The 26,523-nt window shown below is 73.8% G+C and carries 21 protein-coding genes; 12 read left to right on the forward strand and 9 right to left on the reverse strand.

The features are described from left to right. Window positions 1-109 precede the first annotated feature (109 nt). The 3 genes from AC2TEW_RS13515 to AC2TEW_RS13525 all read left to right on the forward strand — a co-directional run bounded on the left by AC2TEW_RS13515 (window position 110) and on the right by AC2TEW_RS13525 (window position 3,044). On the forward strand, window positions 110-733 hold the full coding sequence (locus tag AC2TEW_RS13515) for a sensor histidine kinase (protein ID WP_484623714.1): 624 nt from the start codon (window positions 110-112) through the stop codon (window positions 731-733). Between the two features lie 38 nt (window positions 734-771). Beyond that, complete coding sequence (locus AC2TEW_RS13520; protein ID WP_484623715.1) at window positions 772-1,455, forward strand: response regulator; 684 nt, start codon at window positions 772-774, stop codon at window positions 1,453-1,455. 140 nt (window positions 1,456-1,595) lie between these two features. Next, window positions 1,596-3,044, forward strand: a complete 1,449-nt coding sequence (locus tag AC2TEW_RS13525) for a WGR domain-containing protein (RefSeq protein WP_484623605.1) — start codon at window positions 1,596-1,598, stop codon at window positions 3,042-3,044. Window positions 3,045-3,071: 27 nt separating this feature from the next. Here the strand turns inward: AC2TEW_RS13525 and AC2TEW_RS13530 are convergent, their stop codons facing one another. From AC2TEW_RS13530 to AC2TEW_RS13540, 3 genes are all read right to left on the reverse strand, one after another. Next, window positions 3,072-4,865: a vWA domain-containing protein gene (locus AC2TEW_RS13530; RefSeq protein ID WP_484623606.1), complete on the reverse strand. Its 1,794-nt coding sequence runs from the start codon at window positions 4,863-4,865 to the stop codon at window positions 3,072-3,074. A gap of 11 nt (window positions 4,866-4,876) precedes the next feature. After that, entirely contained in the window at window positions 4,877-5,941 is a 1,065-nt protein-coding gene (locus tag AC2TEW_RS13535; protein WP_484623607.1) for an ATP-binding protein, read from the reverse strand. 101 nt (window positions 5,942-6,042) lie between these two features. Then, window positions 6,043-8,436: a helicase-associated domain-containing protein gene (locus tag AC2TEW_RS13540; protein WP_484623608.1), complete on the reverse strand. Its 2,394-nt coding sequence runs from the start codon at window positions 8,434-8,436 to the stop codon at window positions 6,043-6,045. Between the two features lie 81 nt (window positions 8,437-8,517). Here AC2TEW_RS13540 and AC2TEW_RS13545 point away from each other — a divergent pair, with 81 nt between their 5' ends. Next, on the forward strand, window positions 8,518-9,255 hold the full coding sequence (locus AC2TEW_RS13545) for an SIR2 family NAD-dependent protein deacylase (protein WP_484623609.1): 738 nt from the start codon (window positions 8,518-8,520) through the stop codon (window positions 9,253-9,255). A 22-nt stretch (window positions 9,256-9,277) separates the two neighbouring features. Here AC2TEW_RS13545 and AC2TEW_RS13550 read toward each other — a convergent pair whose 3' ends face one another. After that, the gene (locus tag AC2TEW_RS13550) at window positions 9,278-10,435 is read right to left on the reverse strand and encodes a hypothetical protein (protein WP_484623610.1); all 1,158 of its coding nucleotides are present in this window, start codon (window positions 10,433-10,435) and stop codon (window positions 9,278-9,280) included. A gap of 125 nt (window positions 10,436-10,560) precedes the next feature. Between AC2TEW_RS13550 and AC2TEW_RS13555 the strand changes: the two genes are divergently transcribed. Together AC2TEW_RS13555 and AC2TEW_RS13560 are read left to right on the forward strand one after the other, a co-directional pair. Further along, on the forward strand, window positions 10,561-11,772 hold the full coding sequence (locus AC2TEW_RS13555) for a cytochrome P450 (protein ID WP_484623611.1): 1,212 nt from the start codon (window positions 10,561-10,563) through the stop codon (window positions 11,770-11,772). Between the two features lie 10 nt (window positions 11,773-11,782). Continuing rightward, entirely contained in the window at window positions 11,783-12,784 is a 1,002-nt protein-coding gene (locus AC2TEW_RS13560; protein WP_484623612.1) for an ADP-ribosylglycohydrolase family protein, read from the forward strand. Window positions 12,785-12,864: 80 nt separating this feature from the next. Here AC2TEW_RS13560 and AC2TEW_RS13565 read toward each other — a convergent pair whose 3' ends face one another. The 5 genes from AC2TEW_RS13565 to AC2TEW_RS13585 form a co-directional block, all read right to left on the reverse strand. Further along, on the reverse strand, window positions 12,865-13,608 hold the full coding sequence (locus AC2TEW_RS13565; RefSeq protein WP_484623613.1) for a VWA domain-containing protein: 744 nt from the start codon (window positions 13,606-13,608) through the stop codon (window positions 12,865-12,867). Beyond that, window positions 13,599-14,621: an ADP-ribosylglycohydrolase family protein gene (locus AC2TEW_RS13570; protein ID WP_484623614.1), complete on the reverse strand. Its 1,023-nt coding sequence runs from the start codon at window positions 14,619-14,621 to the stop codon at window positions 13,599-13,601. Before AC2TEW_RS13570 ends, AC2TEW_RS13565 begins: the two co-directional genes overlap by 10 nt. A gap of 22 nt (window positions 14,622-14,643) precedes the next feature. After that, window positions 14,644-15,930, reverse strand: a complete 1,287-nt coding sequence (locus AC2TEW_RS13575) for a DUF2786 domain-containing protein (RefSeq protein ID WP_484623615.1) — start codon at window positions 15,928-15,930, stop codon at window positions 14,644-14,646. 98 nt (window positions 15,931-16,028) lie between these two features. Beyond that, window positions 16,029-17,633 carry a transporter gene (locus AC2TEW_RS13580; protein ID WP_484623616.1) on the reverse strand — a complete coding sequence of 535 codons (1,605 nt, stop codon included), beginning with the start codon at window positions 17,631-17,633 and terminating at the stop codon, window positions 16,029-16,031. Continuing rightward, entirely contained in the window at window positions 17,630-18,412 is a 783-nt protein-coding gene (locus AC2TEW_RS13585; RefSeq protein ID WP_484623617.1) for an ABC transporter ATP-binding protein, read from the reverse strand. Before AC2TEW_RS13585 ends, AC2TEW_RS13580 begins: the two co-directional genes overlap by 4 nt. A gap of 222 nt (window positions 18,413-18,634) precedes the next feature. Here AC2TEW_RS13585 and AC2TEW_RS13590 point away from each other — a divergent pair, with 222 nt between their 5' ends. From AC2TEW_RS13590 to AC2TEW_RS13615, 6 genes are all read left to right on the forward strand, one after another. Next, window positions 18,635-19,297, forward strand: coding sequence for a DUF1707 and DUF4190 domain-containing protein (locus tag AC2TEW_RS13590; protein WP_484623618.1), 663 nt, complete (start codon window positions 18,635-18,637; stop codon window positions 19,295-19,297). Window positions 19,298-19,683: 386 nt separating this feature from the next. Continuing rightward, on the forward strand, window positions 19,684-20,055 hold the full coding sequence (gene rpsL, locus AC2TEW_RS13595) for a 30S ribosomal protein S12 (RefSeq protein ID WP_014144289.1): 372 nt from the start codon (window positions 19,684-19,686) through the stop codon (window positions 20,053-20,055). A 2-nt stretch (window positions 20,056-20,057) separates the two neighbouring features. Beyond that, window positions 20,058-20,528, forward strand: coding sequence for a 30S ribosomal protein S7 (gene rpsG, locus AC2TEW_RS13600; RefSeq protein ID WP_033822197.1), 471 nt, complete (start codon window positions 20,058-20,060; stop codon window positions 20,526-20,528). A 39-nt stretch (window positions 20,529-20,567) separates the two neighbouring features. Then, a complete protein-coding gene (fusA, locus tag AC2TEW_RS13605; protein WP_484623619.1) occupies window positions 20,568-22,673 on the forward strand; it encodes an elongation factor G in 2,106 nt (701 codons plus the stop codon). A 231-nt stretch (window positions 22,674-22,904) separates the two neighbouring features. Next, the gene (gene tuf / locus AC2TEW_RS13610; protein WP_484623620.1) at window positions 22,905-24,098 is read left to right on the forward strand and encodes an elongation factor Tu; all 1,194 of its coding nucleotides are present in this window, start codon (window positions 22,905-22,907) and stop codon (window positions 24,096-24,098) included. A 300-nt stretch (window positions 24,099-24,398) separates the two neighbouring features. Then, complete coding sequence (locus AC2TEW_RS13615; protein ID WP_484623621.1) at window positions 24,399-26,432, forward strand: hypothetical protein; 2,034 nt, start codon at window positions 24,399-24,401, stop codon at window positions 26,430-26,432. The last annotated feature ends 91 nt before the right edge of the window (window positions 26,433-26,523 follow it).

A 26,523-nucleotide genomic window follows, 5' to 3' on the forward strand; every position in this document is an offset into this window, starting at 1 on the left:
GGGGAGAGAGCGTGGGGGTGGGTCTGTTTAGACCGAAAAGTGGGCAAAAAAGGGGGGGGGGGGGGGGGGGGCCGACGCGGCCCGCGCGGTCGCCGAGGAACGCTCCCGGATCGCCCGGGAGATGCACGACATCCTGGCGCACGCCGTCTCGCTGATGGTGATCCAGGCCGAGGCCGGCCCGCTGGTGGTGCGCAGCGACCCGGACCGGGCGATCCGCACCTTCGACACCATCGCCGACTCCGGACGGGACGCCATGGTGCAGCTGCGCCGGGTGCTCGGTGTGCTGAAGGAGGAGGGCGCCGGCCGGGAGCTGGCCCCGCAGCCGACCCTGGCCGAGGTGCCGGCGCTGGCCGAGCGGGTCCGGGAGTCCGGGCTGCGGGTCGAGCTGGTCCCGGCCGGGCCGGGCCCGGCGGTGCCGGCGGACGTCCAGGCGGCGGCGTACCGGATCGTGCAGGAGGCGCTGACCAACGTGGTGAAGCACTCGGCGGGCGGCGCGGCCGTGGTCCGGGTCGAGCGGGCGGGGGAGGTGCTGGAGGTGGTGGTGTCGGACGACGGCCGGGGCGTGCCGGTGACCGCGGGCGCGGTGGTGAGCGGCTGGTCCGGCGGGCGGGGCCTGGTGGGCATCCGCGAGCGGGCGGCGGCCTGCGGCGGCCGGGCCGAGGCCGGTCCCGGGCCGGACGGCCGGGGATTCGTGGTGCGGGCCCGGTTCCCGGTGGGGGCGCAGCGGCTGTGAGCACGGAGAACGGGCGGACCGGGACGGTGGGGGAGAGCATGGGCCCGATCAGGGTGGTGGTCGCGGACGACCAGGAGCTGGTGCGGGCCGGGTTCGGCATGATCCTGGACGCGCAGCCGGACATCGTGGTGGTGGGCGAGGCGGCGGACGGCGCGCAGGCGGTCGAGGCCGTCCGCGAGCACCGCCCGGACGTGCTGCTGCTGGACGTCCGGATGCCGGTGATGGACGGGCTGGAGGCGGCCCGGCGGGTCTGCGCCGGGTTCCCGGACTGCAAGGTGATCATGCTGACCACCTTCGACATCGACGACTACGTCTACGACGCGCTGTACGCGGGCGCCAGCGGCTTCCTGCTGAAGGACGTCCGCCGCGACGACCTGGCGCACGGGGTGCGGATGGTCGCCTCCGGCGAGGCGCTGCTGGCGCCGTCCGTGACCCGGCGGCTGATCGGCGAGTTCGCGGCCCGCCGGCCGCCGGGCGGGGGGAACGGGCCGGCCCGGCCGCCGTCCAGGCTGCTGGAGCAGCTGACGGCGCGCGAGCGGGAGACCCTGCGGCTGCTCGCCCGGGGGCTGTCCAACGCCGAGATCGCGGCCGAGCTGGTGGTCAGCGAACACACCGTCAAGACGCACGTCAGCAACGTGCTGGGCAAGCTCGGGCTGCGCGACCGGGTGCACGCGGTGGTCTTCGCCTACGAGTCCGGCGCGGTGGTGGCGGGCGAGGGCTGACGGCCCGTCGATCCCGTCGGCCGCCGTCATTGCCGCCGTCATTGCCGCTGTCAGTGCCGCGGCCTAGGTTGAGGGGTGTCGGGCGAGGCCGTTCGGGCCCGCCGACGCCCTCCCCGTCGCTGCCCGAAAGGGGCCCCGCCATGTCCGCTGCCACCGGCGAGCAGATCACCTACCTGGAGCTGTCCGAGGAGGGCGGCGGGGCGCACAAGTTCTACGAGGTGCGGCAGTCGGGCGTGGAGCTGACCATCACCTACGGGCGGATCGGCGAGCCCGGTCAGGCCAGGACCACCACCTTCCCGACCGTCGAGAAGGCGGCCGCCACCGCCGCCAAGAAGCTCGGCGAGAAGATCCGCAAGGGGTACGCGCCGGCCGTCCGCGGGGTGCGGCAGCGGCGGGCCGTGACCCGGCGGCAGATCGTGTCGACCCGTTCGACGGCGCGTCAGGCACCGGTGCTGTGGCGGTTCAGGTCCGGCGCGGACGCGTTCGGCATCTTCATCGGCGAGGAGCACGCCTGGGTCGGCAACCAGGCCGGTGACGTCTACACCCTCACCCACGACGGCGAGGTGACCGGCCGGTTCGGCCTGCCGGACGGCGTGAAGTGCATCGTCGCCGACGACTACTGGATCTACGCGGGCTGCGACGACGGCCGGGTCTACGACCTCGGCGGCAAGGTCCCGCGGGTGGCGTACGAGATCGCCGCGGACGTCGACATCTACTGGCTGGACATCCACGACGGCGTGCTCGGGGTCGCCGACGCCGCGGGCGGGATCACCACCGTCGACCACGAGGACGAGTTCCAGTGGCGGCGCTCCGCGGCCGGCACCGCCGGCTGGATGGTGCGCTGCGACGCGGACGGCGTCTACCACGGCTACTCGTCCGGTGTCTCGCGCTACTCGGCGCGCGGCGGCGAGGAGCTGTGGCACACCAGGACCGAGGGCGCGGTGCTGTTCGGCTGGCAGGAGCGCGCGGAGGTGTTCGCCGGCACCAGCCGGGGCTGGGTCTACCGGCTGGCGAAGGCGGACGGCGCGCAGCAGGCCCGGTACCGCTGTGACGCCGCGGTGTTCTCCTGCGCGGCCTCGCCCGACGGCCGGTACGTGTTCGCCGGTGACAACTCCTCGTCGGTGTACTGCTTCGCGGCGGACGGCACCCGGCTGTGGAAGCTCGGCACCGGCTGCGGCTCGGCGTACAGCATGCAGTACCGCGACGAGCGGCTGTACATCGTGACCACCGATGGTTCGCTGGCCTGCATCGACGCCAGCGAGGCGGCCGTGCGGGAGGCCGAGGGCGGGCGGCTGCCGCAGACCACCGACGTCAAGGCGGCGGGCTGGGAGCGGATCGCGCCGGGCGCGGAGCTGGAGACGGTGTCCGTCGCCCAGGCGGGGAGCCTCGGCGGGGTCGAGGTGGAGTGCGTGCAGGACGGCGGGCGGCTGCGGGTGCGGGTCACCTCGGCGGGCTTCGACCCGAGCTGGCGGGTGCAGTTCCCCAAGGACATCCGGATCGCGGGCGCGCGGTACCTGGTGGCCGAACTGCACGCCTCCGAGCGGGGCGGCTTCTACCGCGCCCGGGGCGAGATCAAGCGGGTGCTCTGAGCCCGTCGCGGAGCCGGCCCGGTCCCGTCAGCGGACGTGGAAGACGGGCCCGCGGGGGGTGAACGGGAGGGCCGCGTCCCGCGGGACCAGGTAGGCGTGGTCGCGGCGCAGCCGCAGGACGTCGCACGCGCCGTCGGTGATGACCAGGACCGGTGCCGCGGCCGGGAAGTCCTCGGCCCGGTCCAGCAGGTCGATGCCGGGCTGCAGGACGGTGCCGCCGCGGCCGCGCACCCGGACCCGGCCGGCGATCTCCTGCGGCGGCAGGAAACCGGCGTCGTACGGGGCCGCGTCGCAGAACACCACCCGGGCGGCGGGGACCTCGCGGGCCGCCGCGTACGAGGCGATGGCGCCCAGGGCCTTGCCGAGCAGCCGGCGGTCCATCGAGCCGGAGGTGTCGAGGACGACGCCGAAGGTGCAGCGGGCGACCTCCTCGGGCGGGAAGGAGCGGCCGGCCCGCGGGATGTCCGGGGTGGAGGCCTGCCGGCGGGAGGGCCTGGCGTAGCTGCGGTGTGCGGTCGGGGCGGGGACGAACTCGTCGAACCAGCGGGCCAGGCGGGCGTCCCAGGGCACCGGCGGGTGGTCGAGCGCGCGGATCTCCTCGACCAGGCCGGCCGGGAGCAGGCCGCGGCCGCGGGAGTGCAGTTCGAAGCCCTGCTGCAGGCCGCGGCGGTAGAAGTCGTCCAGGTCGACGTGGTCGCGCGGGGGGCCGAGCGGCTCGCCGAGGATGTCGGCGTGCCCCTTGCCCGCCAGGGTGGCCAGGCGGCGGATCCGGCGCTGGTCGCGGACGATCCGGTCGTAGACCTCCTCCGCCGACAGACCGCGCAGCTCCGGGTCGTGCAGCAGCCCTTCGGGCATCTCGCCGACGCCCATCTCCAGCAGCCAGCCGTTGATCACGTAGTCCGCGGCGACGTTGAACAGGTACGGGTCGCGGGCCCCGCGGCGGTCCTGGTGCCGCAGGGCGGCGTGCAGCATCTCGTGGGCGAGGATGAAGCGCCACTCCTCGTCGCTGTACCGGCGCAGCGGGTTGAGGTAGATCTCGCCGGCCCGGGCGTCGACGGCGGCGACGGCGATGCCGTGGGCGCGGGCGAGTTCGGCGTCGGCGACCAGGGTGATGCCCGCCGCGAGGCCGCCGAGCAGCGGGTACGAGGAGATGAACCAGTTGAGCGCCCTGGTCCAGGGGCGTTCGGGGGTGCGTTCGCCGGTGAGCCGGTCACGGCGGCCGCCGGCCACGTCCATCGCGGCGGACATGGTCCGGGTGAGGGCGGCGGCGAAGGCCAGGGTCCAGTCCTCGGGCGGGGTGTGCCCGGTCCAGGGCAGCAGCAGCTGGTCGGGCCCGCCGCCGCCGACGGCGGGCAGCTTCGGAAGGCCGTCGCGGCGCCAGCGGGCGGCCAGCTCCTCCTCGTCGCCGGCGGGCAGGACGGCGGGGAGGTCGAACGGCGGCCGGCCGGTGACGAAGGTGCGCTGGAAGCGGATGACCACCGCGCAGCGGGCGGCCAGGTCGTGGGCGTCGGGCGGGGTGCGGCGGCCCTCGGCCGCGGGGAGGTGGCCGAGGCCGAGGTGGAGCAGACAGTGCGCCAGCACCCAGGCCCATTCGGCGGGTTCGGCGCGGCGGCGGGGGTTGGCGTGCACGGTGCCGTTGGAGTCGGCCACCGCCCAGCCGTCGGCGGGGCACTCGGCGCAGTCGGCGGAGCGGCAGATCCGGCCCACCGAGGTGAGCGCGTGGTTGCCGCGCAGCAGCCGGATGCCTTCGTCGAATGCCTCCGCGGCGGGGTCGGGGGCCGGGTCCTTGGCCTTCGCGCCCCGGCCCGTCCGGCCGCTCACCGTCCGGCCGCTCACCGGCGGGCCTCGACCAGGCGGGGCATGTCGCGGGCGGCTTCGACCAGGAACCAGGCGGGCAGTTCCGGGTTGCCGTCGGGGCCGTCGGCGATCACGGTCTGGGCCACCTCGACGGAGATCTCGGCGAGCTGGATCAGCAGCGACTTGGCCCGGAACGCGGTCTGCCGCAGGGTGTTGGAGACGTGCTCCTTGCGGGCCGGCAGCTCCTTGACCAGCCGGGTGCGGAAGGCGTCCGCCAGGTAGTACAGCAGGTCCCGGTCCTCCGGGCGGTGCGGCCAGCGGGCGTCGCCCTTGAGGATGGCGTCCAGGCCGTAGGAGTTGCGGACGATCTTCGCGTACCCGCAGAAGGCCACCGCGTGCTGCGGGGTGAGCAGGCCGTGTGCCAGCACCTTGAGGGTGGGCTCCGGGAGGGACGGGCCGAAGGAGTGCAGGGCGTCGGAGAGCATGTGCCAGGCGCGCGGGGTGGAGAACGCCTCCTCGGTCTTCGGCGGCGCCGACCACAGGTGGTCCGGGCGGTCGGTGAGGTAGTCGGTCACCCAGGGGTGGATGCCGTTGCCCGCCGCCCAGCCGAGCCAGTCGGTGGCGCTGGCCCGCAGGTGCACGTGGACCAGGCGGTTGACCAGGGCGGATGCCATCGGGCGGGCCAGTGCGCCGTCGGTGGCGCGGTTGCCCGCGCCGATCACGATGGAGCCGGGCGGCAGTTCGTAGGAGCCGATCCGCCGGTCGAGGATGAGCGAGTAGAAGGCCTTCTGCACGTCCGGGGCGGCTGCGTTGAGCTCGTCCAGGAACAGGCAGTACGGCTGGTCGCGGGCGATCGACTCCGGCGGGCAGAACCGGGACCGGCCGTCGGCGGTGATCTGCGGGACGCCCACCAGGTCCTCCGGCGCCAGCTGGGTGCCGATCAGGCTCACGCACTCCAGCCCCAGCGAGTCCGCGAACTCCCGTACCAGCGAGGACTTCCCGATCCCCGGTGCGCCCCACAGGAACACCGGCCGGACGGTGGCCAGCCCGAGCAGCAGCTCGGGGACCTCGGACGGTGAGACGGTGACGGCACCCTGCACGGGACTCCTTCGGTACGTGGATTCCCGTGCAGTGTGCGGGCCGCCCGGCCCGGCCGCATCCGGTTTTCTCCTGCCCCGGCCTCCCTGCCGGACGCGCGGGCTCAGCCGAGCACGGCCGCGGCGAGCGCCGCCGGCGTGCCCGGCCCGGTGACGAGGTGGCGGCGGGCGGCATCGAGTTCGGGCATCTCGGTGGCGGCCCGTTCCTCGGGGGCCCGCTCGACCACGGTGGTGCCGGTCTCCGCCTCCAGGACCGGGGCGTAGCCCGCCCGTCGCAGCGCGGTCAGGGTGTCGGCCGGGGAGGCGGTGCTGATCAGCACGGTGGGGGCGATCCGGCGCAGTCCGAGCCCGGTGAGGGCCCGGGCCCTGGAGAGTTCCAGGACGAGCGCCTCGTCGTCGGAGCGCAGGCAGCAGGTGGAGCGCACCACCCGGACCCGGCCGTGCGTCCTGGCGGTGTCCTTGACCAGGTAGTCCAGGGTCTGCGGCAGGGGCAGCGCACCCTCGGACGCCTCGGTGAGGCGGGCCAGCAGGTCGGCGGCGTCGGCCCCCGCGTCCAGGGCCCGGCGGACCGAGGCCGCGCCGATCCGCCAGACCACGGCGTGCCCGTCGGACTCGCGGTCGGCCACCGACTGGAGCAGGTCGGCGAGTTCGGGCGCGGCCTGGCCGGGCACCACGACGGTCAGGTCGGCCTGGAACCGGGCGGTGGTGAGCGGCGCCGGCACCAGTTCCGCCAAGGCGTCCCGCAGCGCGCCGACGGCGCTCGCCAGGGCGGGGTGCCCGTCGAGCGAGGGCCCGGTGCCGGGCACCGCGGGGAACCAGCGGTCGGCGCCGGCCCGCAGCAGCCCGAGGACGGCGTGTCCGGCGGGGGTGAGCGCGCCGTGGGCGACCACCCCGAGCGCCTCGGCCTCGTGCAGGGTGGCCAGCGTCAGGGCGACGGGGTCGGCGATCTGCTCGACGGCCACGGGCAGGTGCCAGCGGGCGGCCTCGACCAGTCTCTCGAGGAGTGCGGGGTCGAGACCGGCCGCCGCTCCCAGTCCGTGGCCCGCGGGCAGCACCGCCAGCGCCTCCAGCACGGCCCGGCGCAGCGACGTGCAGTGCGGGTCCTGCGGGGTGACCAGGGCGACCGGGGTGTCGTCCGGGTCCGGCCAGTGGCTGAACACCTCGGGGGTGGCCGCCCAGGTCGCGATCAGCGGCACCAGGCGGTCGGCGGGCGGGGCCGCCAGCCACCGGTCGTACCGCTCGGTGGGCAGGATCCGGGCGGGCGGGGGCGGGGCCGGCTTGCGGCCGCGGGTGGCCGGCGGGGCGCCGCGGTGCGGGGCGATCAGGCCGGCGTTGGCGGCGAGGTCCAGCCACAGGCGGGTGCGCACCTCGTCGGTGCCGACGCTCTTCGCCAGCCGCCGGGTGTCGCGGACCGCGACGCCGCCGGCGCGGCGGACGGCGAGCGGGGCCGCCGCGACCGCCCTGAGCACCTGCTCCACCTGGGAGACGGCCGCGGTGGCGGCGGCCTGGGCCTCCCCGGCGGAGAAGGCCGGCAGCGCGGGGGCCGGGCCGGTGACCGGCGGGTCGGCGGCGAGGTCCGGCTCGGTGGGGGTGACGCGCAGGGCGGAGCCGATCTCGTACGGCAGTTCGGCGAGGCCGGGGCCGCACGGGACGAGCAGGCCGCGGACGGCCAGCCAGTCCGTCGCCGTCCCGCCCGAGCCGCCCTCCCGGAAGTGGAACCAGCCGGGCGCACTGCTGTAGGAGTTCGCGGCCTCCTGGACGAAGCAGTCCGTGCGCAGCCGCGGCGCCCCCGCCAGCAGCGGGCCGAGCAGCTCCAGCACGGCGGCCGGGGCGTCCGCGACCAGCCGGCGGACGGCGGCTCCGTCCTGCAGCAGGTCGACGATCTGCTGCTGCGCGGCGTCCCGGTGCGGTGCCCGCGGCAGGCCGAGGGCGTCCTCGACGATGCGTACCTCGGCGGCCTTGTAGGCCGCGGTGAGCAGCACCGCGAGGGGCCGGCCCAGTCCGCGCAGCTCGCCGACGCGCTGGTGCAGGACGGCCGGAACGGTGAGCCGGCTGCCGTGCGGCGGCAGCAGCAGCGCCCGTTCGGCCAGGCGGTCCAGGGCGGGGATCACGCGCGGGCCGAGCCGGTCGACCAACGTGGCCCTGGGGACGGCGCGTTCGGCCGGGTCGGGCGGCCGGACGGCGTACCCGGCCGGCCGGTACGAGGGCCGCCCGCCGGTGAAGCCCGCCGGTGCGGCGCCGGCCGCCTGCACCGGGAGCGGACCGTGCAGTTCCTCGGCGAGCTCCAGGGTGGCGGTGAGGGCCTGGAGTTCGGACCGGTCGATGGAGACCATCCCGATCAGGGCGGAGTTCGCGGTGAGCAGGTGCTCGGCGAGCCGGGCCGGGTCCTCCAGGCCGGCGCCGCCCGCGTACGGCAGCCGCCGCTGCTCCAGCAGTTCGGTCAGCTGGGCGGGGGTGCGGCTGGTCAGCCAGGACTTCAGGGCTCGGGCACTGGTCACCCGTCCACGCTAGCCGAGGCGGCTGCGGCGGGCGCAAACCCGCTCGCGCGGGCGGGTGTTCGGCCCGTACCGTCGGAAGGTGTGAACGCCAAGCGCCCCCTGATCGCCGTGCTGACCGGCGCGGGCATCTCGACCGACTCCGGCATCCCCGACTACCGCGGCCCGAACGGCCTGTGGCAGCGCGACCCGGCCGCGCGGGAACTGGTCACGATCGGCCCGTACCTGGCCGATCCCCTGGTGCGCCGCCGGGCCTGGCTGATGCGGGCGCGGACCGGCGCGCTCGCGGCCGAGCCCAACGCGGGCCACCTCGCGCTGGTCGAGCTGGAGCGCAGCGGGCTGCCGGTGCGGGTGCTGACCCAGAACGTCGACGGCCTGCACCAGCGTTCCGGCCTGCCCGAGCGCAAGGTGCTCGAACTGCACGGCACCGCGCACCGGGTGGAGTGCGTCGGCTGCGGGGAGCGCGGCGCGATGGCGGATGCGCTGGCGCGGGTCGAGGCGGGTGAGCCGGACCCGGCGTGCACGGCCTGCGGCGGGGTGCTGAAGCCCTGCACGGTGATGTTCGGCGAGCTGCTCGACCCGGTGGTGCTGGCACAGGCCGAGGCCATCGCCAAGGCCTGCGACCTGTTCATCGCGGTCGGCAGCACGCTGCGGGTGCACCCGGTGGCGGCGCTGCCGCAGATCGCGCTGGAGCACGGCGCCCGGCTGGTGGTGGTGAACGCCGAGCCCACCCCGTACGACCCGGCGGCCGCCGAGGTGGTGCGCGAGCCGATCTCGACGGCGCTGCCGGCGCTGGTGCGGCGGCTGGTCGCGGGGGAGTGACGGCGCCGCCGGAGCTGCCGGGTTACTGCCAGCCGACCAGGTGCGCGGTGCCCGCGGTCTGCGGGTCGGCGTCGGGGGCGTCCAGCCGGCCGACCCTGACCGGCAGGGCGCCGGTGTCCAGGCCGATCCGGTAGAGCGTCGGCGCGGTGCCGCTCTCGACCGCCAGGTAGGCCAGCGACCGGCCGTCGGGTGCCGCCACGACGCTGTCCAGGTGCCGGTACGGGTCGCGCGGCAGCAGCCCGGTGACCCCGTCCACCGCGGCGTGGCCGGCCGTGAAGTGGATCAGCAGCAGGTCGTCGCGGGACACGCAGAGCAGGGTGGCCGGGTCCGTCCACAGCCGCGGGCTGCAGCGCGGGACCGACTCCGAACCGGGCACCACCGCCCGGCCGTTGCCGTTCGGGCCGAGCGTGGCCGGTTCCACGTACCGGGCGTCGTACGCGGCGACGTCCCCGCGCTGCCAGAGGGTGGGCCCGCTGCCCGCCGCGGCGGTGCCGTCGGGGGCGGGCACCACCTGGTCGGGGGTGCTGTCGAACGGCCGGGTCGGCCAGGCCTGGCCGCCGGAGAGGGTGAAGTCGGCCCCGGCGGCGGCGCCGTGGGCGCCGGGGGCGGCCTCGGGGTGGGCGAGGTCCCGGGTGGCGAGCCGCCGGTCCGCGCTCTCGTACCAGAGCACGGAGGTGCCCGCCTGGAAGGCGGGGGCGCGGCCCTCGACGGCCGGCCCGGCGACGGGCGAGCCGTCGGTCAGGCTGAAGGCGGTGGCGACGGTGCCGGAACCGCCGGGGCCCGGGAGGGTGCCGGCGAGCCGGCCGAAGCCGGTGTCGAAGAGCTGCCGGTCGGCTTCGGCGGAGGTGTCCCGGGGCTGCCCGCAGAGCGGTTCGACCACGGCGCCGTCCGGCAGGACCGTGGTCCGCCCGTCGAGCCGGGCGCCGTCGGCGGCCGCGTACGCGGTGACGGTGACCCGGTGGTCCTTGGCGCCGGGGGTGTCCGACTCGGCGGCGAAGCGGTCGCAGCGGGCGACCACGATGCTGCCCGGCCCGGCCAGCGGCGCCGCCGCGGGAGCGGTGGCGGGCTTCGGCGCCGGGCCGGCGCCGAGGCCGGTGCAGGCGGGGACGGCGAGGACGGCGGCGGCCGCCGCGAGGTGGCCGAGGTGTCCGGCGAGGTACCGTCCGGCGGATCGCGGCATGTCTTTCTCCCCCTGGTCGTTGGCGCGGAAGCGCGAAGATACCAGCCTGATGATCATTCAAATCATGATCGACCGGGATGGTGACCGAGTCATTACGATGGCACCCCGACGAGCAGGAGTGATCAATGGCGATCGACACCTTCGACCCGTGGTCCGCCGCGTTCGTGGCGCACCCCTACGAGGCGTACGCCCACCTGCGCGAGCACGCCCCGGTCAGCCACTACGCCCCCACCGGACAGTGGCTGGTCTCCCGGTACGCCGACGTCAGCGCCCTGCTGCGGGACCGCCGCCTCGGCCGCACCTACACCCACCGCCACACCCACGAGGAGTTCGGCCGCCCGGCCCCCGACCCGGCGTACGAGCCCTTCCACACCCTCAACGACCACGGGCTGCTGGACCTGGAGGCCCCCGACCACACCCGGATCCGGCGGCTGGTCTCCAAGGCCTTCACCCCGAGGATGGTCGAGTCGCTGCGCCCCACCGTCGCCCGGCTCGCCGACGAACTGGTCGGCGCGCTGATCGCGGACGGCGGCGGGGACCTGATCGCCACCGTCGCCGAACCGCTGCCGGTCGCCGTGATCGCCGAGATGCTGGGCGTCCCGGAGTCCGACCGGCACCTGCTGCGGCCCTGGTCCGCCGACATCACCGGCATGTTCGAGCTCAACCCGTCGAAGGAGACGGCCGAGCGGGCCGTCCGCGCCAGCACCGAGTTCTCGGACTACCTGCGCGCCCTGATCCGCGAACGCCGCACCGCCCCCGGCACCGACCTGATCAGCGCGCTGATCCAGGCCCAGGAGGGCGCCGACGCCCTCAGCGAGCAGGAGATGGTCTCCACCTGCGTCCTGCTGCTCAACGCCGGCCACGAGGCCACCGTCAACACCACCGGCAACGGCTGGTGGGCCCTGCTGCGCAACCCCGGTGAACTCGCCCGGCTGCGCGCCGACGTGGACGGCCTGCTGCCCACCGCCGTCGAGGAACTGATGCGCTGGGACACCCCGCTGCAGATGTTCGAGCGCTGGGTGCTGGAGGACATCGAGGTGGCCGGGGTCACCATCCCGCGCGGCTCCGAGGTCGCCCTGCTGTTCGGCTCCGCCAACCGCGACCCCGCCCGCTTCACCGACCCCGACCGCCTGGACCTCGGCCGCACCGACAACCCGCACATCACCTTCGGCGCCGGAATCCACTTCTGTCTCGGCGCCCCGCTCGCCAGACTGGAGCTCAACGAGTCGTTCGGCGCGCTGCTGCGCCGGGCGCCCGGGCTGCGGGCGGTCCGCGAGCCCGAGTGGCGCCCGGGGTACGTGATCCGCGGGCTCGCCGAGCTGACGGTCGAGATCTGAGGGAGCGACGATGACGGGGCGGGCGACGGGCACCCTGCTGGGCCTGGCGATCGGGGACGCGCTGGGGCACCCGACCGAGTTCCTGACGTACGAGGAGATCGCCCGCTCGTGCCCCGACTGGCGCCGGCTCCCGCTGCCGAAGAAGGCCCTGGTCACCGACGACACCCAGATGACGCTGGCGCTGGCCCGCGGCCTGCGCACCGCGCAGGAGCGCGGGCCGCTCACCCCGCTGCGGGTCGAACGGCCGGTCCGCGAGGAGTACGTCGACTGGTGGCGCTCCCCGCAGAACAACCGCGCCCCCGGCATGACCTGCCTGCGCGCCTGCCGGCGGCTCAGCCGGGACAAGCTGCGCTGGCAGGAGGCGAGCGACCTCGGCTCCAAGGGCTGCGGCGCCAACATGCGGGTCGCCCCGGTCGGCCTGCTGCCCGGCCTGACCGACCGCCAGTTCTCGGGCACGGCGCAGCTCCAGTCCGCCCTCACCCACGGGCACCCGACGGCGCTGGCCGCCAGCGAGCTGACCGCCCTCGCCGTCCGGCTGCTCGCCACCGGCACCGCCCCGGGCGAGCTGCCCGGCCTGCTGCGGGCGCACGCGCAGGCCAACCGGACCCGCTACGACGAGTTCTGGCTCGGCGACCTGGCCGCGCACGCCCAGGACCCCTCGCCGGAGAGCTTCACGGCCCGCGGCTGGGACGAGTGCCTGCTGGAGCTGGACCGGCTGGACGCGGCGCTCGCCCGGCCCTCGCTCGACACCGACCCGTGCGAGATCACCGGCGCCGGCTGGATCGCCGAGGAGGCCCTCGGCACCGCGCTGCTCTGCTTCCTGCTGCTGCCCGACGACCCGGTCGCGGCGGTCCGCCGGGCCGCCTTCTCCTCCGGCGACTCGGACTCGCTGGCCTGCCTGACCGGAGCCTTCGCCGGCGCGCACCACGGCGCGGCGGCCTGGCCCGAGGAGTGGGTCGCGCGGATCGAGTACCGCGAGGAGCTACTGGCGTTCGGCGCGCTCTGGGACTGAGCCCCGGCCGGCGGCAACGGCCCGGGACAGCACGGCCCGCTGCGGCGGCACCGGCCGGGCGGCCGCCGCCGCGGTGCTGTTCAAGCGCCCGGCCCCTCCGCCCCGGGCCCGGCCAGGATCCCGGCGGCGCGCGCCGCCTCCAGCCACTGCGGGAACCCGGTCAGCAGCCGGTCGTACAGCTCGGCGTCGGCCAGCGCACGCGGGTCGCGGCCGGCCGCGAAGAACCCCGCGTTGTCCACCGGCCGCCGCGCGGGCACCGGGAGCTCGTCCAGCCGGCGCAGCACCGCGAACTCCCGGTCGTCCGGGTCGCCGAAGCCGACGAACTGCCAGTACACCGGCAGCTCCGCGGCCAGGCACAGCATCTCCTGCGCCGCACCCCTGGCACTCGGGCCGCCGTCGGTCTGGAACACCACCAGCGCGGGCGCGTCGGTGCCCGACAGCTGGTGGTGCCGGATCACCGCCTTCATCGCCAGGTGGTAGTTGGTGCGGCCCATGTGCCCGTACGACTCGTGCAGGGCCGCGATCCGGCCCCGGTGGTCCGCCAGGGTGAGGTCGGCGACACCGTCCACCCCGGTGGAGAAGAACACCACCGGCACCCGGCCGTCGTCGTCCAGCCGGGCGGACAGCGCGAGCACCCGCTCGGCGAAGTCCTGGACGGTGCCGTCCCGGTAGAGCGGCCGCATCGAACCCGAGCGGTCCAGCACCAGGTGGACGGCGGCCCGGACACCGGCCAGCCCGGCCTTGTCCAGGCTGACCCGCGCGGACTCGAAGCTCTTGACCAGGCCCGGCGCCCGGGCCGTCACCTTCTCCAGGCTCAGACCCACGCGGGGTACCGCCCGCCCAGCCCCGCCGGGTCGGCGCCGCCGGCCACGGCCGCCAGGTCGTCGGCGACCTGCAGCAGCGTCGCCCGGCCCTCCACCGCGTCCGTCCACTCGGCGGGCAGCCCGGCGAGGCCGTACGCGGCGCCGGCCAGGTTGCCGCAGACCGCGCCGGTGGAGTCGCTGTCACCGGAGTGGTTGACCGACAGCAGCAGCGCCTCGCGGGCATCCGCGCCCGCCAGCAGCGCGTACACCGCGATGGCCAGGCACTCCTCGGCGATCCAGCCGAGCCCGACCCGCTCCACCGCCTCCGCCGAGCCCGGCCCCTCGTCCGCGATCCGCACCGCCCGCCGCAGCGCCGCCACGCACTCCCCGGCCGCCGGATGCCCCGCGGTCTGGTCGATGGTGTCCGCCACCGCGTCCCGCGGCGCGGCGCCGCCCGCCAGCCGCTCGACCAGCGCCGCGAACGCCCCGGCCGCCAGATACCCCGTCGGGTGGCCGTGGGTCAGCTGGGCGCACTCAGCGGCCAGCCCGAACGCGTCGGCCGCACCGAGCCGCAGCAGCCCGAACGGCGCCGAGCGCATCACCGTGCCGCAGCCCTTGGAGTTCCCGTTGATCGGACCGACCTCGCCCAGCGGCGCCGCCTTCTCGTACCGCGGCCAGCCGGACAGCCCGCTCAGGCAGGCGTTGCCGGGCGCCCGCGAGGCGTACAGGAACGGGTGGCCCAGCAGCCAGCCGTCCGGCTCCCGCTCGGGACCGGACAGCCGCTGGGTCAGCAGCCAGCGCTGGTACGCCTGCTTCAGCGCGGCCGGGTGGCCGCCGCGCAGCAGGCCCTCGGCGGTGAACAGGGTCATCTGGGTGTCGTCGGTGACGTCCGTCCCGTTGAGCCCGGTCACCCCGGCGGGACCGAAGCGGTCCCTGATCCGGTCCAGCCGCTCGAACTCCACCGGCCAGCCCAGCGCGTCACCGACCGCCCCGCCCAGCAGCGCCCCGCGCACCCGGTCCTGATACGTGGTCATTCGCCATCCCCCCACATCGTCGTCAGTGCCGGATCTCCCCGGCCCGCTGGTGCAGGGCCGCCCGGTCCGCGGCCGCCCGGCCCGCCGCCCAGCCCTCGCCGTCGCTCACCCGCACCCGCTGCGAGACGAGCTTCGGGAACATCTTGCCCACCGTGTCGTCGACCGCCTCCGCCCGGGCCTTCAACGCGGGCAGCAGCCGCTCGTCCGGCGCCAGCTGCTGCGAGCTGCCGTCCTCGCGCAGGTGCCGGCCGGCCGCGGCCTCCTCCACCGTCCGCTCGGTGGCCGCCGTCAGCCGCTCCCGGATCCGCGCCGCGTACGCGATTAGGAACGACTGCCGGAACGCCTTGGTGCGCGGCGCACCGTCCTGGTGCTTGCGGCTGCCCGCCCGGTGCATCGCGGCGGTCGCCTGCACCAGCAGCGAGGTGTACAGCAGCTCCACCGCGTCCAGGTCGGCGTCGAACCCGATGATCGTGCAGAAGCCGAACTCCTTGGCCCACACCACCCGCGCCCGGTTCGCCGCCGCCACCGCGTCCAGCAGCATCGCCTTCGGACTCTCGTACGGGTTGTCGACGCCCAGCCGCAGCGCCGCCGGGGTGTCCTTCCCGGGCGCGCCGGCCGCCAGCAGCACCTCGTCGATCGAGTGCTGGGCCATCAGCTGCTGCGCCTTGGCGCTCAGCGCCTCGGCCTCCTCCGGGTACTCCGTCGACTCCGCCTTCGCCAGCAGCGCCCGGATCCGCCCGAGCATCCGCGGCTCACCGGCCACCGGGCCGGACGCCCGCACCGGCGACTGCCCGGGCACCGGCCCGACCGGCGCGACCGGCGGCAGCAGCGCCCACGCCCGCACCAGCTCCAGCAGCGCCGTCGCCAGCGCGAACCGGTCCAGCCGGTGCCGCTCGGCGAACGCCCCCAGGTACGCCTCGTCGCCCGCCCACCACACCTCGGCCGCCAGCTCGCGCAGCTGCTCCTGCCACCGCCGGTCCAGCGTCGCCGCCGGGTGCCGCCGGCCCTCGGCCGCGATCAGGTCCACGGCCAGCGCCAGGTGCACCGGCCCGAGCGAGCGCCGGACCACCCGGACCAGGTCGGCCGGCCGCCAGCCCGCCGCCCAGCGGCTCCCGACGGCCAGATCGGCGTGGGCCAGCACGGCCCGGCTGACCTGCGGCCACTGCTCGGCGGAGGCGGCCAGCACCGACGCCCCGCCGTCCAGCGCCCGGTCGAGCCGGTCCGCCGGGGCCGCCACCACCTGCTGCACCGCCTGTGCCAGCAGTCCGGCGACGGCCGCTTCCTGGTCGTCCCTGCTGCGCTCGCCCACGGTGTCTTCGCCTCTGCTCGCCCCGGTGCCCGGACCCGGGCACCCCAGCCATGATGCCGCAGCCGGCCGCGCGACCCCCGGTACCGGAGCACCCGGGCTCAGCGCTCGACCACCACCGCCAGGATCTCCGGCAGCCGCCCCACCAGCCGCCCGGCCGCGATCCGCACCCCGACCGCCGCCACCAGCGCCCCGTACAGCGGCCCGGCCACCAGCACCGTCCAGGCCGGGCCGCCGTCCGCGAGCAGCCACAGCAGCAGCGCTCCGACCGGAGAGGCGAGCACCGCCACCCCGACCATCGAACCGAAGCTGTTCAGCAGCACCACCCCGCTCTGCCCCGGCGCCGCACCCCGCATCGGATTGCCGTCCGCCGGCATCGCGTACGGCGCCAGCACGCTCAGCACCGCACCCAGCCCGACACCCGCACCGAGCCCCGCCAGCGTCAGCCCCAGCGCGGGCGCCAGCGCCCCCCACTGCCCGGTGGCCGCCGCCAGCACCAGCCCCAGCACCACCACCAGCGGCAGCGCGTACGAGAGCACCGCCGCCGCCCGGCCGCGCAGCTCCTCGCGGGCCTGCGCCGGGGTGCCCAGGGTCGAGGCGACCGTCCAGAACGCGGAGCCGTCCATCCCGAACACGTTCACCATCTGCAGCCCGAGCATCAGCCCGCCGAGCGCCACCACGTACACCGAAGCCCAGCCCTGGATCACCGACAGCGCGCAGAACACCAGCACCATCCCCACGCTGGTGAAGATCGCCGCCTTCGCCCGCGGCTCCCGCCAGGCGTAGCGCAGGTGACGCTGCATCACCGCGCCCGTCCGCCCCGGCGGCAGCAGCCGCCAGGCCCGCGAGCTGCCGACCCCGCGGGTGGCCACCTGGGTCGAGGCGTCCGCGGTCACCATCAGCTGCCGCAGACTGCCGTGCCACCAGCGCACCAGCACCAGCAGCAGCCCGGCGGCGAGCGCCAGCTGCGTCAGCGCCGCGCCCCACGCGCCGGCGCTGTGCACCGCGCCCAGCGCGCTGACCGGCGGGATCCAGCGCAGCACCGCGCCGTACGGCTGGAGCGGGGACAGGTCGAGCTGCTGCGCGCCGGGCCGGCCGAAGGTGCTCTGGAAGACCAGGTTCCCGACCTGGATCAGCACCGCGAACAGCAGCCCGCCGAAGATCGCGAAGTCCTTGCCGCGCCGACTGGACAGCATCCGGGCGTTCGCGGCCGCCACCGCCCGGGACAGCACCACCAGGGTGAGCACCGCCAGCGGCACGCCCACCACGGCCGCCACCGCGGAGCCGGCGCCGTCCGCGGCGGCCACCGCGGCGCCCGCCAGCAGCAGCAGCGACAGCACCGGCCCGGGGCCGATCAGCGCGGCCAGCACCGAGCCGCGCAGCAGCGGACCGGGCGCCAGCGGCAGCATGGTCAGCCGGGTCGGGTCGGCGCTCTCGTCCCCGCTGAACAGGAACAGCGGCAGCGCCGCCCAGCCGATGGTCAGCGAGGTGGTCAGCACCAGGGCGGCGTCGGCGGCACCGGCGTGGCCGTGCAGGACGGCGAGCCCGGTGGCGAGGGCGGCCGTGAACAGCAGCCCCAGCAGCGAGCCGATCAGGTAGACGGCCCGCCGCTCGGGGCTGCGCCGCAGGCCGTTGCGCAGCAGCCGGAGCTTGAGCGAGACCAGGGTGCGCACCACGGCCCGGTCCGCGGGGACGGTCCGGCTCACCGGGCACCGCCCAGCCAGTCGAGGGACTGCCCGCCGTCCTCGCGGACCCCGATCAGCTCCAGGAAGGCGGCGTGCAGCGAGCGGCCGCCGCGCACGGTGTCCAGCGGGCCCTGGGCGATCACCCGGCCGGCGTTGACCACCGCCACCCAGTCGCACAGCTGCTCCACCAGCTCCATCACGTGGCTGGAGAAGACCACGGTGGACCCGGAGGCCGCGTACCGGGCGAGGACGCCCCGGATGGTCTGCGCGGAGACCGGGTCGACGCCCTCGAACGGCTCGTCGAGGAAGAGCACGTCGGGGTTGTGCAGCAGGGCCGAGGCCAGTCCGATCTTCTTGCGCATGCCGGTGGAGTAGTCGGCGACCAGCTTGTCGCCGGCCGTCAGCAGGTCGAGCACGGCCAGCAGTTCCTCGGCCCGGCGGTCGACCTCGGCGCCGGGCAGGCCGCGCAGCCGGCCGTTGTACTGCAGCAGCTCGCGCCCGCTCAGCCGCTCGAACATCCGCAGCCCCTCGGGCAGGATGCCGATCCTGGCCTTGGCCGCGACCGGGTCGCGCCACACGTCCTCACCGTGGATCAGCACGCTGCCCTGGTCCGGCCGCAGCAGGCCGGTCGCCATCGAGAGCGTGGTGGTCTTGCCGGCGCCGTTCGGCCCGACCAGGCCGACGAACGAGCCGGCCGGCAGGTCGAGGGTGAGGCCGGCCACCGCGGTCTGGGCGCCGAAGCGCTTCCACAGGCCGTGCAGGGCGACGGCGACGGACGGCGGTGGTGCGGACGCCTGCATGGCGGGTCTCCTCCGGTGGCGGGGCCCGCGTCGCGGGCGGCACGGTTTCAGCCTCTCACCGCCCGTCAGCGGGCGGTGTCCCGGGGGGATTCGGGGCTCCGGAGCGGACGGCGCCGTCCGCGGCGAACTAGTTGGCCCGCCCGATCGTCCTGCATGCTGAGGGAGCGCGACAGCCGCGCGACGGGGGCGCCGACACGCGCCCGGGGCTTCGGGAGGTGCCGGATGACCGGACAGCCGTGGGGGCAGCAGCAGCCGGCCCAGCCCCAGGTGTACGGACAGTTCGGGCCGCCGGTGGAGCCGGCGCCGTACCGCCCGGCCGGCCCGGCCGGGTACCCGCAGGGGCGCCCGGTGGCCGCCCACCCGCCGGTGTACCAGCCGGCCTCGCCGGCCGACCTGCAGGCCGCGATGCGCGCCTCGCACGCGGACCGCGAGCGCACCGTGGACGTCCTCAAGGCGGCGTACGCCGAGGGCCGGCTCTCGGCCGAGGAGTACTCGCAGCGCTTCGACGCGGTGCACCAGGCGCAGACGTACGGCCAGCTCAGCCGGCTGGTGGCGGACCTGCCGGCGGGGCCGATGCCGGTCCCGTACGCGGCGGCGCCGGTGGTCCAGGTGGTGCCGCAGACCTTCCTGCCGCCGCCGGTGTTCCCGGTGCAGCGCCGGACCAACCGGCTGGCGGTCGCCTCGCTGGCGCTCGGACTGTTCTGCCTGGTGTCGATGGGCAGCACCGCGGTGCCCGCCGTGATCACCGGCCACCTGGCCAAGAACCAGCTGCGGGACTCGGGCGAGGAGGGCTCCGGGATGGCGGGCGCCGGTCTGGTGATCGGCTGGGCCTGCATCGCGGGCTGGGTGTTCCTGCTGCTCGCCCTGGTCTCGGCGGGCGGCTGACCGCGGCCGGCCCGCGGGCCCGGGGCCCGGCGCGTCCGGATGCGGGCCGGGCCGATCTGTGGTAGGCATCCCAGAGAGGGTGGTGCCGACCCCGGAACCTCCTGCGACCTGCGGTGATGCATTTGTTTTGACCGTCGCGGATGCGCTAGGTAGGCTCTGACCTTGTGCCTGGGGTGTCCCCGGGTCCTTGTGCGTGCCAGCACACCGGCTGCTGCAGCGGAGTGGTTCGTCCCGCTTCGCCCGCGCCGTCGCTGCACATCAGCTCATGGGATTCCGCGATTCTTCCCCCGAAGAGGCCCAACACACCCGACCGCGTGGGTCGGTGAGTGGAGGGAACACCGCAGGTTAGTTACACCCAGCCTTGGCACACAGAAAACGGAGAAACGGTGCCTACGATCCAGCAGCTGGTCCGAAAGGGCCGGCAGGACAAGGTCGAGAAGAACAAGACTCCCGCGCTGAAGGGCTCCCCGCAGCGCCGTGGGGTCTGCACGCGTGTGTACACGACCACCCCGAAGAAGCCGAACTCGGCGCTTCGTAAGGTCGCCCGTGTGCGCCTCACCAGCGGGATCGAGGTCACCGCTTACATCCCGGGCGAGGGCCACAACCTGCAGGAGCACTCCATCGTGCTGGTGCGCGGTGGTCGTGTGAAGGACCTTCCTGGTGTCCGCTACAAGATCATCCGCGGTTCGCTCGACACCCAGGGTGTCAAGAACCGCAAGCAGGCCCGCAGCCGCTACGGCGCCAAGAAGGAGAAGTAAGAATGCCTCGTAAGGGCCCCGCCCCGAAGCGCCCGGTCATCATCGACCCGGTTTACGGCTCCCCGCTGGTGACCTCGCTGGTCAACAAGATCCTGCTGCACGGCAAGCGCTCCACCGCCGAGCGGATCGTCTACGGCGCCCTCGAGGGCGTCCGTGAGAAGACCGGCGCCGACCCGGTGATCGCGCTCAAGCGCGCGCTGGAGAACGTCAAGCCGACCCTCGAGGTCAAGTCCCGCCGCGTCGGTGGCGCCACCTACCAGGTGCCGGTCGAGGTCCGTCCGGGCCGCGCCAACACCCTGGCGCTGCGCTGGCTGGTCGGGTACTCCCGCGCCCGTCGCGAGAAGACCATGACCGAGCGTCTGCTCAACGAGATCCTCGACGCCAGCAACGGCCTGGGTGCTTCCGTGAAGCGCCGCGAGGACACGCACAAGATGGCCGAGTCCAACAAGGCCTTCGCGCACTACCGCTGGTAGTCCGAACCCCGTCACTAGACAGAGAGAGAACGAGCCACCATGGCTGCAACCTCCCTTGACCTCGCCAAGGTCCGCAACATCGGGATCATGGCGCACATCGACGCGGGCAAGACCACCACCACCGAGCGGATCCTGTTCTACACCGGTGTCTCGTACAAGATCGGTGAGGTCCACGATGGCGCTGCCACCATGGACTGGATGGAGCAGGAGCAGGAGCGCGGCATCACGATCACGTCGGCCGCGACGACCTGTCACTGGACCCTCGACGGCGTTGACAACACCATCAACATCATCGACACCCCGGGCCACGTCGACTTCACCGTCGAGGTGGAGCGCTCGCTGCGCGTGCTCGACGGTGCGGTGACGGTGTTCGACGGCGTCGCCGGTGTCGAGCCCCAGTCCGAGACCGTGTGGCGGCAGGCTGACCGCTACGGCGTCCCGCGCATCTGCTTCATCAACAAGCTGGACCGCACGGGCGCCAACTTCTTCTTCTGCGTCAAGACCATCGTGGACCGCCTCGGCGCGACCCCGCTGGTGATGCAGCTGCCGATCGGTGCCGAGTCCGACTTCGTCGGTGTCGTGGACCTGGTCCGGATGAAGGCGCTGGTCTGGTCCCCCGAGGCCACCAAGGGCGAGATGTACGACGTCGTCGACATCCCGGCCGACCTGGTCGACCAGGCCAACGAGTACCGCGAGGCGCTCCTGGACACCGTGTCGAACGTCAGCGACGAGGTGATGGAGCTCGCCCTGGAGGGCGAGGACATCCCCGAGGAGCTGCTGATCGCCGCGATCCGCAAGGGCACCCTGAACTCGGACTTCACCCCGATCTTCTGTGGCACCGCGTTCAAGAACAAGGGCGTTCAGCCCCTGCTCGACGCCGTGGTGAACTACCTCCCGTCGCCGCTGGACATCGAGTCCATCAAGGGCCACAAGCCCGGCGACGAGTCGGTCGAGATCACCCGCAAGGCCTCGGACGACGAGCCGCTCGCCGCGCTCGCGTTCAAGATCATGTCCGACCCGCACCTGGGCAAGCTCACCTTCGTCCGGGTCTACTCGGGCCGCCTGGAGTCCGGCACCTCGGTGCTGAACTCCGTCAAGGGCAAGAAGGAGCGCATCGGCAAGATCTACCGCATGCACGCGAACAAGCGTGAGGAGATCGAGTCGGTGGGCGCCGGCGACATCGTCGCCGTCATGGGCCTGAAGCAGACCACCACCGGTGAGACGCTGAGCGACGAGAAGAACCAGGTCATCCTGGAGTCCATGGACTTCCCGGCCCCGGTCATCCGCGTCGCGATCGAGCCCAAGTCCAAGGGTGACCAGGAGAAGCTGGGTGTCGCCATTCAGCGTCTCGCGGAGGAGGACCCCTCCTTCCAGGTCAACACGGACGAGGAGACCGGCCAGACCATCATCGCGGGTATGGGCGAGCTGCACCTCGAGGTGCTGGTCGACCGTATGCGCCGTGAGTTCAAGGTCGAGGCCAACGTCGGCAAGCCGCAGGTCGCGTACCGCGAGACGATCCGCAAGGCCGTCGAGCGCATCGACTACACGCACAAGAAGCAGACCGGTGGTTCCGGCCAGTTCGCGAAGATCCAGATCGCGATCGAGCCGCTCGAGTCCGGCGAGGGCTACGAGTTCGTGAACAAGGTCACCGGTGGCCGCGTGCCGAAGGAGTACATCCCTTCGGTCGACGCCGGCTGCCAGGAGGCCATGGAGTTCGGTGTCCTCGCGGGTTACGCCCTGCAGGGTGTCCGCGTGACGCTGCTCGACGGTGCCTCGCACGACGTCGACTCCTCCGAGCTCGCGTTCAAGATCGCCGGTTCGATGGCCTTCAAGGAGGGCGCCCGCAAGGCGTCCCCCGCTCTGCTCGAGCCGATGATGGCCGTCGAGGTCACCACGCCCGAGGACTACATGGGCGATGTGATCGGCGACATCAACTCTCGCCGTGGCCAGATCCGGTCCATGGACGAGCGTCACGGTGCCCGCGTCGTCACGGCGCTGGTGCCGCTCTCCGAGATGTTCGGCTACGTCGGTGACCTGCGCAGCAAGACCTCTGGTCGCGCAAGCTACTCGATGCAGTTCGACTCGTACGCCGAGGTTCCGCGGAACGTGGCGGACGACATCATCGCCAAGGCCAAGGGCGAGTAAGGAACCGGTCCGCCGGTTCCCTGCCCGGGCGCTGGGCGCTCCCGCAATCGGGACGTACCAGACCCCTTAGGCTATTAGGAGGCGAACCGGGGGGATCCTCGCAGATCCCCCCGGTCTCCTCCGCCCCCACCCGCGGGACGGCATGGAGCGCAAACCAGTGCTCCGTACCCAACCCGATCAAAGACCAACTGACGTCGTACGGCGTACAGAACTGTCCTCAGGAGGACTGCAGTGGCGAAGGCGAAGTTCGAGCGGACGAAGCCCCACGTCAACATCGGCACCATCGGTCACATCGACCACGGTAAGACGACCCTTACCGCGGCCATCACCAAGGTGCTGCACGACGCGTACCCGGAGATCAACCCCTTCACGCCGTTCGACCAGATCGACAAGGCTCCGGAGGAGCGTCAGCGCGGTATCACCATCTCGATCGCGCACGTCGAGTACCAGACCGAGGCGCGTCACTACGCCCACGTTGACTGCCCGGGTCACGCGGACTACATCAAGAACATGATCACCGGTGCGGCCCAGATGGACGGTGCGATCCTCGTCGTCGCCGCCACCGACGGCCCGATGCCGCAGACCAAGGAGCACGTCCTCCTGGCCCGCCAGGTCGGCGTCCCCTACATCGTCGTCGCGCTGAACAAGTCCGACATGGTGGACGACGAGGAGATCCTGGAGCTCGTCGAGCTCGAGGTCCGTGAGCTCCTCTCCGAGTACGAGTTCCCGGGCGACGACCTGCCGGTCGTGCGCGTCTCGGCGCTGAAGGCGCTCGAGGGCGACGCCGAGTGGGGCCAGAAGCTCCTCGGCCTGATGGAGGCCGTGGACGAGTCCATCCCGACCCCGGCCCGTGCCGTGGACCAGCCGTTCCTGATGCCGATCGAGGACGTCTTCACGATCACCGGTCGTGGCACCGTCGTCACCGGCCGCATCGAGCGCGGTGTCCTCAAGGTCAACGAGACTGTCGACATCATCGGCATCAAGGAGACCAAGACCACCACCACGGTCACCGGCATCGAGATGTTCCGCAAGCTGCTCGACGAGGGCCAGGCCGGTGAGAACGTCGGTCTGCTCCTCCGTGGCATCAAGCGCGAGGACGTCGAGCGCGGCCAGGTCATCATCAAGCCCGGTTCGGTCACCCCGCACACCGAGTTCGAGGCCCAGTCCTACATCCTGTCGAAGGACGAGGGTGGCCGTCACACCCCGTTCTTCAACAACTACCGTCCGCAGTTCTACTTCCGTACCACGGACGTGACCGGCGTGGTGACCCTCCCCGAGGGCACCGAGATGGTGATGCCCGGTGACAACACCGGCATGACCGTCCAGCTGATCCAGCCCATCGCCATGGAGGAGGGCCTCAAGTTCGCCATCCGTGAGGGTGGCCGGACCGTCGGCGCCGGCCAGGTCACCAAGATCCTCAAGTAATTTGACGGTCTGACCTGCCTGTACCGAACAGGCGATCCGAAGGCCTCGCAACGTCGTCAGGCGTTGCGGGGCCTTCGGCGTTCGCGGATCCGGCCGGGCTCCCGGGCCGGTCGGGCACCGGTCGTTCCGGTCCGAAGCCCCTGCCCTCGGGCGGGCCGGGGGGCTGCATTAGCATGACCGGCGGCGCGCCGGGCGTTTCATGGTGCGCGGTTTACCTGGGGCGGGGCGGCATCGGCCGATGTGAACATTGCACGGGGGTCTCTCCTCCGGGTGTCGGAAAGTATGAGGAGACGGTAGGAAATGACAGCCCAGCTATCGGGGACGAGAGCGCTTCCGGACGCTCCCCCGTCCAACAGACCGCCCAGCGGCCCGTCGGCGCCGGAGCGCGGGCGCCGCTGGTGGGTCCTGGGGGCGGCGCTCGCGCTGTCCTGGGTCCTCCCGGCGGCCTTGGACGCGCTCAAGCTGGACATCGTCCTCATCCCGGTGTTCGTCCTGGCCATCGCCTCGGTGCTGCGGGTCGGCGGCGGACTGCTGGACCGTCTCGTCGTGGCCTCCCTGGTGCTCTGCGGCGCCGTGCTCGCGCTGGGCCTGGTGATGTCCGTCTGGCACTGGGGCCTGATACCCGTCCCGACCGCGGGAGTACTGCTCTCCGGGGTGTCGGTGGCGGCCTGGCTGACCGGACGCCGGCCTCGCCTGCCGCTCCGCTTCCGCACCTCGGACCTGGTGATCCTGGGCACCGGCGCCGTGGTCTGGCACTACATCCACCGGCCGGTCGCCGGGCGTTCCACCACCGAGCAGCTGCCGTACATCCTGTCGGTCGAGGACCGCTTCATCCACTTCTCGATCTTCGACGCCGTGCACCGGCTCGGCAGCTACCCCTTCATGGACCAGGCGGCCGCCAAGCTCCTGATGAAGACCCCGACCGAGGCCGTGTACCCGCAGGGGTCGCACTTCCTGCTGGCCTGGTTCGACGCCTTCGTGCGCTCCACCACCGACCTCGGGGACCCGGTCGGCGCCTACACCCGGTACTACACCTACGTGCTCGCCGCGTTCGCGGTGCTCTGCGCGCTCATAGTCTGGGCCGCCCGCTGGATCGGCGGCCCGCGGCTGACCGGCTGGCGCACGGCCGTGGTGTGCAGCACGGTGGCCGGCATCGTCCTGGTCAGCCCGCTGGCCGGGATGGTCAAGGCCGGGTTCGACTCGCAGATCATCGGCCTGGTCTTCATGACCGCGGCCCTGCCGCTGATCATCCGCCCCGCCCTCGGCCGGGGCACCTACGCCCTGGTCGCCGCCGCCGCCCTGGTCGCGGTCGCGTTCTCGTACAACATCCTCTGCGCCTTCGTGGGTGTCGCGCTGATCGCCTCGGCGGTGGTCCACCGCGGGCGCCAGCGCGGGCACCGCCGGTGGCTGTACGCCGCGCAGCTGGCCGGTGCCGCGGTCGCCGCGATCCCGAGCGTGCTGTCGCTGACGGCCAAGTTCGACGTCGCGGCGCAGACCCAGGCCCCGGGGATATACCTGCTGTTCGACCGCTCCCAGCTGGTCGGCCTGGTCCTGCTCGCGGTCGCGGTGTGCCTGCTGCCCGCCAACCGCAGGACCGGTGTCTCCCGCGCCCTGCTCGCCACCGTCGTCGGCTCCGCCGTCGTGCTGAGCCTGTTCGGCGCCTGGCAGCTGCACACCATCGACGCGTTGTCGTACTACTTCGAGAAGCTCGCCACCGGTGTCCTGGTCATCGCGCTGATGGCGCTCGGTGCGGCCGGCACCCTGCTGCGGCCGTTCGGCGGCTGGGCGAGGGCGCTCAGCCGGCGGTGGTGGACCGAGGGCACCGCCTCGGTGCTCGCCGTCGCCGCGGCGCTGAGCCTGTTCGGCGGCTTCCAGTGGGGTGTTCCCTCGGTGGACCGGGCGCCGACCAGCTTCCAGAGCAGTGACCTGGTGCAGTGGAGCAAGGTCAAGCCCGGTGACCTGGGCCCGCCGATCCGCACCCTGGTCCGGCGCGACCTCAAGCGGGTCACCCCGGGCGAGCCGGTGATCGCCCTGTACTCCAGCAACGGCTACATGAACTGGCGGGCGAGCTTCTTCGCCACCACGCTGATGGGCGACAGCGGTGTGGCCGCGGCCTACGACGAGCTGCTGGTGGTCTGGCTCGGCGGTGACCCGGTCGGTGAGGACCAGTACCAGAGTTCGTTCGCCCCGCTGACCCGGGTGATCGGCCGGGTGCCCGGTCCCAGGGTGACCCTGCTGGTCGGCGACCACGGGATCGCCGAGCGGCTGCGCCGCGAGCTGCCCCGCTCCACCGACAAGCAGATCACCATCCTGGACGCCCCGCTGCAGGGCTGAGCGGCGCCGGGGGAGGAGACGGGAACGGGCCGTGGGGGGGGGGGGGGGGGAAAAGAGACAAAAAAAACCCAACCGCCCCCCCCAAGCAAAC

It is taken from the genome of Kitasatospora sp. NEAU-CNBT7, assembly GCF_057220535.1.

Excerpts from the sequence above, each read along its gene's own strand:
- AC2TEW_RS13520 (WP_484623715.1), top strand. The coding sequence starts at position 772 with ATGGGCCCGATCAGGGTGGTGGTCGCGGACGACCAGGAGCTGGTGCGG.
- AC2TEW_RS13525 (WP_484623605.1), top strand. The coding sequence starts at position 1,596 with ATGTCCGCTGCCACCGGCGAGCAGATCACCTACCTGGAGCTGTCCGAG.
- AC2TEW_RS13550 (WP_484623610.1), bottom strand. The coding sequence starts at position 10,435 with ATGCCGCGATCCGCCGGACGGTACCTCGCCGGACACCTCGGCCACCTC.
- AC2TEW_RS13555 (WP_484623611.1), top strand. The coding sequence starts at position 10,561 with ATGGCGATCGACACCTTCGACCCGTGGTCCGCCGCGTTCGTGGCGCAC.
- AC2TEW_RS13560 (WP_484623612.1), top strand. The coding sequence starts at position 11,783 with ATGACGGGGCGGGCGACGGGCACCCTGCTGGGCCTGGCGATCGGGGAC.
- AC2TEW_RS13570 (WP_484623614.1), bottom strand. The coding sequence starts at position 14,621 with ATGACCACGTATCAGGACCGGGTGCGCGGGGCGCTGCTGGGCGGGGCG.
- AC2TEW_RS13585 (WP_484623617.1), bottom strand. The coding sequence starts at position 18,412 with ATGCAGGCGTCCGCACCACCGCCGTCCGTCGCCGTCGCCCTGCACGGC.
- AC2TEW_RS13590 (WP_484623618.1), top strand. The coding sequence starts at position 18,635 with ATGACCGGACAGCCGTGGGGGCAGCAGCAGCCGGCCCAGCCCCAGGTG.
- rpsG (WP_033822197.1), top strand. The coding sequence starts at position 20,058 with ATGCCTCGTAAGGGCCCCGCCCCGAAGCGCCCGGTCATCATCGACCCG.
- fusA (WP_484623619.1), top strand. The coding sequence starts at position 20,568 with ATGGCTGCAACCTCCCTTGACCTCGCCAAGGTCCGCAACATCGGGATC.
- AC2TEW_RS13615 (WP_484623621.1), top strand. The coding sequence starts at position 24,399 with ATGACAGCCCAGCTATCGGGGACGAGAGCGCTTCCGGACGCTCCCCCG.